Raw genomic sequence first — 207 nt, forward strand, 5'->3', positions numbered from 1 at the left:
GCCGAGACGTGGCGCATCACCGAGCGCGTGGAACGGCTCAACGCCCTCGGATTCGACATCGATGAGATGTCGATGTCGACCACCGCGGACGGCACCGTCGTCGAGATCCAGCCGAAGGTCGTGGACGCCGGGCATCATCAGCGGCGCCTCATCCGTCTCACGGGGCTCGACGTGGAGGAGAACCAGGCACGACGGCTGCTCAACGAC

General features: G+C 66.2%; 1 protein-coding gene. It reads left to right on the top strand.

What is annotated here, in order from left to right; all coding sequences use genetic code 11:
• Nucleotides 1-207, top strand: a 207-nt coding sequence (locus tag L687_RS27825) for a DUF4032 domain-containing protein (protein ID WP_040569649.1), incomplete at both ends; no start/stop codon positions are given.

This window comes from Microbacterium maritypicum MF109, from assembly GCF_000455825.1.
Classification (GTDB): domain Bacteria; phylum Actinomycetota; class Actinomycetes; order Actinomycetales; family Microbacteriaceae; genus Microbacterium; species Microbacterium maritypicum_A.